The following is a 9671-nucleotide window of genomic DNA, read 5'->3' as shown; positions in this document are numbered from 1 at the left end:
ATCATAAAACTGTCAAATAACAGTTTTTTCAATTAAATTCTACCATTTCCCTATACTATGTATATATTTGTGATATAAAACATAATGAGTCTTATTAATACACACATTTATATCCATATGTACTGCTGTTTAACCGGCGACAGAACACGGCTATAATTTGTATTACCCACATACGCCTCTTTAGCCAAAGCCAAAGGGGCTTTTTTATAATTGATTAAAATATAGCTTATGCAAAGCTTCAGAACAGAACTGGAGAATCCGATAGTTGAGCAGGATATTATTGACCTGGAAAAAAAGATCAGGGCTTTTCGCGAAGGTAAAATACACGACGAAAAATTCAGGAGCCTTCGTTTGGCCCGTGGTGTATATGGCCAACGCCAGCCAGGTGTACAAATGGTGCGTATTAAACTGCCATTTGGTAAGGTAACCTTTAAGCAGCTGCTTAAAATTGCCGATATATCTGACGAGTACGGAAGCCGTAATTTGCACCTGACTACACGCCAGGATATACAGATTCATTATGTAAGCCTGGATCGTACGCCCGAACTTTGGGCCAAACTGGAGCAGGATGATATTACCCTGCGTGAAGCCTGCGGCAATACCGTACGGAATGTTACCGCCTCACCTACTGCCGGCATTGATCCGTTGGAGCCGTTTGACGTTTCGCCTTATGCACATGCTACTTTCGAGTACTTTTTGCGTAACCCTGTTTGCCAGGAAATGGGCCGTAAATTTAAAATTTCGTTTTCATCAAGCGATGCTGACACTGCGTTCTCATACATTCATGATATTGGCGCCATCCCTAAAATAAATGCCAACGGCGAACGTGGCTTCAAGATACTTTTAGGTGGCGGCTTAGGTGCACAACCTATATTGGCAAGTATAGTTGAAGAGTTTTTACCAGAAGATCAGCTGATTCCTTATATCGAAGCCATTATTCGTGTGTTTGACCGCTATGGCGAACGTAACAACCGCAATAAGGCCCGCATGAAGTACCTGATCCAGAAGATTGGATTGGAAGAAGTTTTGCGCCTGGCCAAAATTGAAAGAACTGCTATCAAGGTAAAAAGCTATCCTGTTAACCGCGATTCCGTTGCTTTGCCATCGCTTCCTGCAACGGCTGAATACCCTGCTGTAGAAATCAGCAACCCATTCCGCTACGAGCAGTGGCTGGTTACCAATGTTTTTGAGCAAAAGCAAAAAGGTTTTTACGGGGTATACATTAAAGTACCCGTTGGTGATATCCCATCTGATACTGCCCGTGCGTTGATAAAGGTTTTAGAGCCCTTGGTAGCCAACGAAATTCGCATTACACAGAACCAGGGTTTACTGTTAAAATTTGTTAGTAAGGAAGCGTTGCCTGCTTTATATGAAGGTTTGGCTAAACTTGAACTTGCCGCACCCGGTTTTGATACCGTGGCCGATGTAACCACCTGCCCTGGTACGGATACCTGTAACCTGGGCATCAGTAACAGTATGACCATGGCGCGTGTGCTGGAAGATTTGATTTTTAATGAATACGAGGACTTTATTTTTAACCGCGAGATTAAAATAAAAATAAGTGGATGTATGAACTCCTGTGGCCAGCATGGTTTGGCGCACATCGGGTTCCATGGCAGTTCACTTAAAGCTGGTACAAAGGTATTACCATCGGTGCAGGTGATGCTTGGTGGCGGTACTGTTGGTGATGGCGTAGGCCGCGCGGCCGAAAGAATTGTTAAAGTACCATCAAAACGTGCTACCGACGTATTAAGAAAGATCCTTGACGATTACAAAGAGTTTTCGCCAGAAGGAGAAACCTTTCTTGAATATTATGACCGCCAGGGTAAAGATTATTTTTACCGCATGCTGAAACCGCTTGCCGATTTAACTACGCTTACCGATGACGAATTTGTTGATTGGGGCCACCAGGAAACCTATGTATCTGCCATTGGTGTGGGCGAATGTGCCGGTGTGGTAATTGACTTGGTTGCTACCCTGCTGTTTGAATCGGAAGAAAAAATGGGCTGGGCAAATGGTTCGTTTACCCAGGGCGACTGGTCTGACGCTATTTATCATTCATATAACGTGTTCATCAGTTCGGCAAAAGCTTTATTGTTAGATAAAGGCACCAACAGCAGTACACAGGCTGGCATTATCAAAGAGTTTGATGCGCAATATGTTGTAACCGGTGAATTTGATTTGCAGGGATCATTTAACGACCTTGTATTGCAGATCAATCAAAACGAGCCTTCTGCCGAATTTGCTGCTGCATATTTAGCCCAAGCCGAAGAATTTTTAGGAAAAAGCAAAGCACAAAGAGAGGCATTGGTGCAATAATGACGGATAACACTAAACAAGCACGAATCACTTTGGTAGGTGCAGGTCCCGGCGATGCCGACCTGATCACTGTTAAGGCTATTAAAGCGTTAAAAACAGCCGATGTTGTTTTATACGATGCTTTAGTTAACGAAGAATTGTTGAGCTATGCACCTGAAGCTGCTGTAAAAGTATATGTAGGCAAACGTTCGGGCGATCATACCTACGCACAGGAAGCTGTGAACCAGTTAATGGTTGATTACGCTATCAATTACGGCCACGTGGTAAGATTGAAAGGTGGCGACCCATTTGTATTTGGCCGTGGGTTTGAAGAATTAGATTTTGCTGCCTCGCGCGATATCCCCGCTTCGGTTATCCCTGGTATCTCCAGCTCAATAGCGGTAGCGGAGTTGCAAAATATTCCCGTAACGCACCGTGGTTTAAGCGAAAGCTTTTGGGTAATTACCGGTACTATATCAAACGGAAAAATTTCGCCCGATTTATATGATGCTGCCAAAAGCAGGGCAACGGTTGTTGTGCTTATGGGGATCAATAAATTGGCCGACATTACCGAAATATTCAAAATCGAAGGAAAAAGCAAGCTGCCCGTAGCGGTAATTCAAAGCGGCACAACCGCAGATGAAAAAGTGGTTGTTGCTACTGTTGAAACCATTGTTGATGCAGTAAAAGAAAATAGTATCGGTTCGCCGGCTATTATAGTGTTGGGCGAGGTGGTTTCATTGCACCCTAAATACCAGTTGATTAAAGAAATTTATGACGTTGTTGCCAAAGGATAATAGTTTAACACAAATTGAGCACGAAGATATCGGCGGCAACCAATTGTTCCCGGTGTTTTTGAAGCTAAATAACCTGCATACGGTATTGGTGGGCGGCGGCAACGTGGGGCTTGAGAAGCTAACGGCCATCCTTAACAACAGCCAGCTTGCAAGGATAACTGTGATATCAAAAACGTTTTTGCCGGAGATTCATGAACTTGCCGCACGGCATGAAGGTTTAAGCATTGTTCAAAAATCATTTACCGATAACGACCTGGATACTGCCGAGGTGGTAATTGCAGCTACTAATGATAGCGAACTTAATAAGTATGTGCGTCAATCGGCACATGACCGTAAGCTGCTCATCAACGTAGCCGATAAACCCGAACTTTGCGATTTTTATTTAGGTTCGATAGTAAAAAAAGGCGACCTGAAATTGGCCATATCAACCAACGGCAAATCGCCCACGGTAGCCAAACGTTTAAAAGAAGTTTTAAACGAAAGCCTGCCCGATGAACTGGATACCACGCTGCAACAAATGAGCGAGCTACGGAACACTTTAAGCGGCGATTTCGCTGATAAAGTTAAACAACTGAATAGTGTAACAGCGGTATTGGTTAAGCCAAGATCGGTCGTGATCAAAAATTTTATCTGGCTTATCTGGTCAACCATTATTGTCTCGTTAGCCATTGTTATAACCGCTTTATACTTCAAAGAGCCTGCTTTTAAAACATTTGTAGAAGGCGTGAGTCCGCAGTTCTACTACTTTTTAGGCGCCGGCTTTATATTCGCGATGATAGATGGCGCCATTGGCATGTCGTATGGTGTTACATCAACTACATTCTCTCTTTCTATGGGCATCCCTCCTGCTTCAGCAAGTATGGGCGTCCACCTGTCCGAAATCATGAGTTGTGGTATTGCCGGATGGATGCACTACCGTATGGGCAATATCAACTGGAAATTATTTTGGTTGTTGGTATTACCGGGCATTGCAGGTGCCGTTATTGGAGCATCTATCCTCTCGTCACTTGAGCATTACAGCATGTATACCAAGCCGGTGGTATCAGTTTATACTTTGATATTAGGCATTGTAATACTTTCAAAAGCATTCAATATCAAGAAAAAGAAATCGGCTGATAAAGTAAAACGCATATCATTGCTAGGCTTAGGCGGCGGTTTTATTGATGCTGTTGGCGGTGGCGGCTGGGGTTCAATCGTTTTATCAACGTTAATAGCGGGTGGCCGCAGCCCTATATTTTGCTTAGGTACCGTAAAATTATCCCGTTTTTTTGTGGCGATAGCAGGGTCAATCACATTCATCGCCATGGTAAGCAGCGATCATTGGCAAGCTGTAGCCGGCTTAGTACTGGGTAGCGCTTTGGCATCACCCATCGCGGCAAAAATTTCTAATAAAATTTCAACCAAAACCATCATGGTATCTGTAGGTATCATCGTGATTTTGGTAAGCATTAAATCAATTGTTGCCTTTATTACAAAGTTTATCTGATATGAACGGGGCTTTTGAACATATAAACAACATTACGCCGGGTCTTGGCCCTGTTGAAGCGCTTACGAAGCTGGCTGAGCTTTATCCCGGCGAGATTGTATTTTCCACCAGTTTTGGCTGGGAAGACCAGGTAATAAGCCACATGATCTTCGCCAATAAGCTGCCGATCAAAGTATTTACATTAGAAACAGGCAGGCTTTTCCGCGAAACTTATTCAGTTTGGGCAAGCACGATGAACAGGTATAAACAACCTATTCACGCCTACTACCCTAACCAGGAGCTTTTGGAGCAAATGGTGAGCACCAAAGGGCCAAACAGCTTTTACGAATCGGTAGAGAACCGCAAAGAATGCTGTGGCATCCGTAAAATTGAACCGCTCAAACGCGCCTTAAAAGGTAATAAGGTTTGGATTACCGGGATCCGTGCCGATCAATCGGCCAACCGCCACGAGATGCATGATGTAGAATGGGATGAACAAAACCAACTGGTAAAATACCACCCTATTTTTCATTGGACTTTGGATGAGGTTAAAACCTACATTAAACAATACAATATCCCATACAACTCACTTCATGATAAAGGCTTCCCGAGCATAGGCTGTATGCCTTGCACCCGTGCGGTGGCTGAAGGCGAAGATTTCCGCGCCGGCCGTTGGTGGTGGGAAGATCAATCAAAAAAAGAATGCGGGTTGCATGAGGTCGCTGCTAAGTAAACTCAGTTTTGGGATTTTACGGGGTTGACAGGATTTCAAAAAAAAAATCCCTTGCTTGAATTTTATCCCTCTTTCCTTACCTTTGGCTGAGGAAAGAGAAAAACTGTGATATACGCTCAATTGAGAATGAGCAATCATACCATCAGGGCGTTTTAAACCCCTCTGATGTCCCAAACAACTACATACCAATCATCAAACTCATCGCGATGGGTACCGGCTACTTCGAAACCCATTTTTTGATGCACTTTTAACGAATTGACGTTTCTTACTGCTATTTCGGTAATACAAAGTTCGTAATCATCACCTACCAGGTTGGCCGTTGCGTTGTAAAGTTTCCTCAACAGCCCCAGCCCTCTGAAATCTTTATCAACACACACCTGTCCGCCTACAAAAAATTTATAAGCAGTTAAAACTTTGCCCTGGTACTGGCTTTTATGAAATTCCCTGAACATAGGTTCAAGACTGGGCAATTGTTTTTCCATAGCAGCTGTCATGGCCAGGTTATAGCCAATTACTTTATTTTGATGCAGCGCAATAACCTGGGGTATTTGCGACGCCATTTGGCGCAATAATTCAACGGTATGTTCAGCAAAAACAAAGCCCTGCTGATCTTGCTCTTCAGCGGTTAATGATTTGTATAGGTTTTGATTTTGAAGCGCTATAATTTGTTCAAAATGTTCGATGGTGGTAGCTGCCTGGAAAGTTATTGCCGCTAAGATATCCTTGTTCATAGTTTGGCAAATGTCTTTATTTTAACCGAATTTTTGCAATCATAAATAAGACTGAATTATTGGGCGCATGTCATAAAAACAATTGTCAGTGAATATTTTTCCTGATGCGGCTTAACGATTGAGGCGTGATGCCCAAATAAGAGGCCACATCGCTTAATGGCACACGAAGTGCTATATCGGCCTGCCGCATCATAAAAAGCCTGTAGCGGGTGGTTGAATCCTGCCCAAGGTAGGCATTCCTGATTTGTATTTTATCAAGCAGCGCCTGCTGTGTTATATCATCAATCAAACTTTTTAAATAGGGCAACTGCTCATATAAGGCCATCAGTTTGGCGTGGCTTATTTCCAACACATATGCCTTGCATGCCGCCTGGATACTTTCCTGCGCAGGCACCTGGTTATTAAAGCTGTTTAATATGGTGCAAAATTGGTTTTCTTTTAAAAAATAGTGGGTAACCTCGTTTCCCTTTTCGTTATGCATCACAATTCGCAGCACACCCTCTACAATGAAAAATCGTTGGCGGCAAACATTTCCGCCTTTAAACAGGTAATAACCTTCTTCAAATGTGCGGGCTTCAAATGCATTGCTTATAACTTCCTGATCCTGGAGCGAAATATGTCTGAATAGCTGCAAAAACGAAATGAGTTTATTGGGCATGTTCAAATTTGTAACATTTTAAACTATCGGCAAAAATAAATTATTATTTAGCTCGGTCTTCGTCGGCTACTTCAAGCCAGCCATCCTTATTTACAAGGTATTTAGAAAAACTTTCAGGCCGTTGGGCCTTAGTGATAGTTTTATTGTTCGGGGTTGAGGGGCCACGCAGAACGAATATCAGCGCAACAAGAAGTGCAATAGCAGTTAATAAAGCAATCATTATAAAATAGATTTTTAGCCGCGACCGTTAAGATCGCAATAGCTTGATTATTAAACATAATGATTGGTTGAGACCTTTTATAGCTTAATACCGGGGCGATTAATTCCGGCGGTTAAACCATCTCATGCCCTAATATAGGTAAACGCCGTAAAAGTTAAAAGGAAAGCTCTCCGAATTTTTAGCTACTACAAATAAAAATGACTTTTTTTTAGCTAAAGTGTTAACCGCCTGCACCAAAAAAAGAATATTTCTGCTCCTGGAGATTCGGATTATACTGATGATATACTTTGGCTGTATACAAAAATGATGTAGTAGCAATTGATTAACAACCAATTACGTGTGTCTACTATAAAAATATAAATTGCGTGTGTGCACTATAATTTAAGTAGCTTTGAATTGTTATGCGGTAATATTATTCGCGGGAGTAGCTGTCCCTTATTACCCTGGTTTCAAAACAACAAATTACATACATAGAATAAGATCAGGATCTATTATTTTCCTGTTCTTGAAAAATTTTAAAAGCCCCCTGTAAACGAATACCTACAGGGGCTTTATTTTTATATAGATAAGCATATCATGGAAGAAAGAAAGTATTTAACTACCTGGAAAAGGTACATGCCGGTTATCCGTTTGCATTTGAAGAAAAGCCTGACCGAAGATCAGCAATTCAAACTGAACATTACCGATTTTGAATCTGCGGGAGATCGTGGAAAATCAGGTTACACGTTCAATATCAATATGGAAAACGGCAAGGTTACTAATAACATCAGCGGATCGGCCGTAGCGCGCGATTTGTTTGAAGCCATAAAAGGTGACGATGCTGTTAAGGCAATGTTGCTGGATAAAAATGTTAAAATAAGTGTTGGTAAGTCGTTTGTGCTGAGCATCAAAACTACCCACCTTTCAACTTATAGGTAGAGCCGGAGTAAGCTAAAGGCGAAAAGCTCAAAGCTGCTGCGAATCGGTAATAAACAATATCAAGGGAGTAACCAACAGGCTATTTCCTTTTTTTATGCGGTTTGTTTTTGGTCGACTTATGAGATTTTGTCGATGCCTTCTTGCCCTTTTTGTTTGCTTTTAGGTATATTTTATGATGTCGGCCATGTTTTTCGGCAATGCGCACTTTCCTGATCACAGGTGCAAAATCAATCGCCTCCGGGTGGGCCTGTGGATTGAATGGGTTAAAATAATAAATATCGGCGGCATCCCAGTTTTTTAAACCTGCCTGTACCCGTTCGGTAAATGCAGTCTCGTTTTTCAACTCCGGTGCAGTCCATCCAGCTTCGGCCAGGCCGGCAATCCGTGGGAAGAGCATAAAATCCAGGCGCTTCTCTGAAGCTATTTTCTCTGTCCAGATGTTGGCCTGCACGCCAATGATTTGGTTTGACACAAGCTGATCGGCTGCCAATTGCCTGTCGGGAAAGTTATAAATATCTGTATACCGGTTAAATACGCCCTTCCAGTTACGGCCCGAAATATGGGTGCCATCCTGTAAAAAATCGAGATATAGTGGCAAGCGTGGGCATAACACTACCTGGTAGTTTTTCTGCAACGCAAGGCTTAGCTGGCCCGGCAGGTTTTGCCGCCACCAAAAAATGATGGTTTTGCCAGCCGGGAGGTCGGTTTGGGTTGCCTCGTCCCAGGCCAGTATTTTACTGCCCATATTGGTTACGGTATCGGTCATCCGTTTAAAAAAATAACGTTCCAGCGTGCCAACGTCAGCAAAACCTTTATTCTGCATCATCCGGGCAATGGCGGTATCTAAAGACCATGCTTTAATGCCCAAAACAACCTCATCGCCACCCAGGTGCATCATTTTCGACGGAAAAAGGGCTGTTGTTTCCTTGATGACATTGGCTAAATACTGGTAGGTTTCCTCTTTAGCCGGGTTAAATGTGAAGTTGGGGTAGCCAGCTACGCTCCCACCCGAGTACTCTGGATAAGCTTTGTTGGCAGCCGTAGCATGGCCGGGCATGTCAATCTCCGGAATTACGGTGATAAAACGCTGAGCCGCGTAACTAACTACCTCTTTTATATCGTTCTGGCTATAAAACATAGGAATAGCCTCGGCCGAGGTATCGCTATAGTCACCTACCCCGCCAACTGATGTTAACCTGGGATATTTTTTTATTTCAATACGCCAGCCCTGTACATCGGTAAGGTGCCAGTGAAATTTGTTAAGCTTGTAATAGGCCATCCAATCCAAAATCTGCTTAACCTTCTGCTTGCCAAAGAAATGCCGCGATTCGTCAAGCATTAAACCACGCCATTGGTAACGGGGTGCGTCGGTTATTTCTGTGGATGCAAGCACAACGTTTTGATACTCACGGGCGTCTGTTGCATCAGTTGATGCAAGGGTAAGATTATCACCCTCTTTAGGATTATCTTTAATAAGCTGTAAAAGCGATATTAAGCCATAAAAAACACCTTCTTTATTTGAGGACGATATCGTTATCTGCTCGGGCGTAATCTTTAGCGCGTACGCGCCAATAGCTTGGTTTGTATTTGTTAAAATGAGTTTTATGTTGCTTTTTGAATTACCGTTGTTTATCGCAGGTGATAAACCTTTCGCTTTAAATAACTCTTTTTGAAAATAAATAGCCAAAGCGGTTAATGAAGTATCGCTGATACCAATGGCTGAATGATTATTGATACTGATTTGCCCTGAGCCGCTTACAACCAACCGCGGCTGCGGGATGATGTTTAAGTTTTGTGCTTTCAGATATCCGGATAAAAGGAGCAGCGCTATTAAGAATTTAAATTTCATTA

The 9671-nt window shown here is 42.8% G+C and carries 9 protein-coding genes; 5 read left to right on the top strand and 4 right to left on the bottom strand.

Features of this window, described 5'->3' with window-relative positions:
- Positions 1–228: 228 nt before the first annotated feature.
- Genes AC1DV1_RS25510 through AC1DV1_RS25495 form a run of 4 tightly spaced genes read left to right on the top strand, consistent with a single transcriptional unit; the run spans position 229 to position 5293 of the window.
- Positions 229–2319: a nitrite reductase gene (locus AC1DV1_RS25510; RefSeq protein WP_477365520.1), complete on the top strand. Its 2091-nt coding sequence runs from the start codon at positions 229–231 to the stop codon at positions 2317–2319.
- A complete protein-coding gene (gene cobA, locus AC1DV1_RS25505; protein ID WP_477365517.1) occupies positions 2319–3095 on the top strand; it encodes a uroporphyrinogen-III C-methyltransferase in 777 nt (258 codons plus the stop codon). The genes AC1DV1_RS25510 and cobA overlap by 1 nt, the downstream gene beginning before the upstream one ends.
- Positions 3073–4581 carry a TSUP family transporter gene (locus AC1DV1_RS25500; protein ID WP_477365514.1) on the top strand — a complete coding sequence of 503 codons (1509 nt, stop codon included), beginning with the start codon at positions 3073–3075 and terminating at the stop codon, positions 4579–4581. Before cobA ends, AC1DV1_RS25500 begins: the two co-directional genes overlap by 23 nt.
- Before the next feature lies 1 nt (position 4582).
- The gene (locus AC1DV1_RS25495; protein WP_477365511.1) at positions 4583–5293 is read left to right on the top strand and encodes a phosphoadenylyl-sulfate reductase; all 711 of its coding nucleotides are present in this window, start codon (positions 4583–4585) and stop codon (positions 5291–5293) included.
- A 152-nt stretch (positions 5294–5445) separates the two neighbouring features.
- Here the strand turns inward: AC1DV1_RS25495 and AC1DV1_RS25490 are convergent, their stop codons facing one another.
- The 3 genes from AC1DV1_RS25490 to AC1DV1_RS25480 form a co-directional block, all read right to left on the bottom strand.
- Positions 5446–6024: an N-acetyltransferase family protein gene (locus AC1DV1_RS25490; RefSeq protein ID WP_477365508.1), complete on the bottom strand. Its 579-nt coding sequence runs from the start codon at positions 6022–6024 to the stop codon at positions 5446–5448.
- An 85-nt stretch (positions 6025–6109) separates the two neighbouring features.
- A complete protein-coding gene (locus AC1DV1_RS25485; RefSeq protein ID WP_477365505.1) occupies positions 6110–6682 on the bottom strand; it encodes a Crp/Fnr family transcriptional regulator in 573 nt (190 codons plus the stop codon).
- 43 nt (positions 6683–6725) lie between these two features.
- Entirely contained in the window at positions 6726–6902 is a 177-nt protein-coding gene (locus tag AC1DV1_RS25480; protein ID WP_477365503.1) for a hypothetical protein, read from the bottom strand.
- Between the two features lie 576 nt (positions 6903–7478).
- Between AC1DV1_RS25480 and AC1DV1_RS25475 the strand changes: the two genes are divergently transcribed.
- Complete coding sequence (locus AC1DV1_RS25475; protein WP_090647651.1) at positions 7479–7820, top strand: hypothetical protein; 342 nt, start codon at positions 7479–7481, stop codon at positions 7818–7820.
- A 79-nt stretch (positions 7821–7899) separates the two neighbouring features.
- On the opposite strand, the gene AC1DV1_RS25470 is transcribed toward AC1DV1_RS25475, so the two are convergent.
- Entirely contained in the window at positions 7900–9669 is a 1770-nt protein-coding gene (locus AC1DV1_RS25470) for a beta-N-acetylhexosaminidase (protein WP_477365500.1), read from the bottom strand.
- Positions 9670–9671: the final 2 nt, after the last annotated feature.

The organism is Mucilaginibacter sp. P4_D1, from assembly GCF_056401935.1.
The sequence above is the reverse complement of the archived record's forward strand: the minus strand, read 5'-3'. Positions and strand labels throughout refer to the sequence as shown.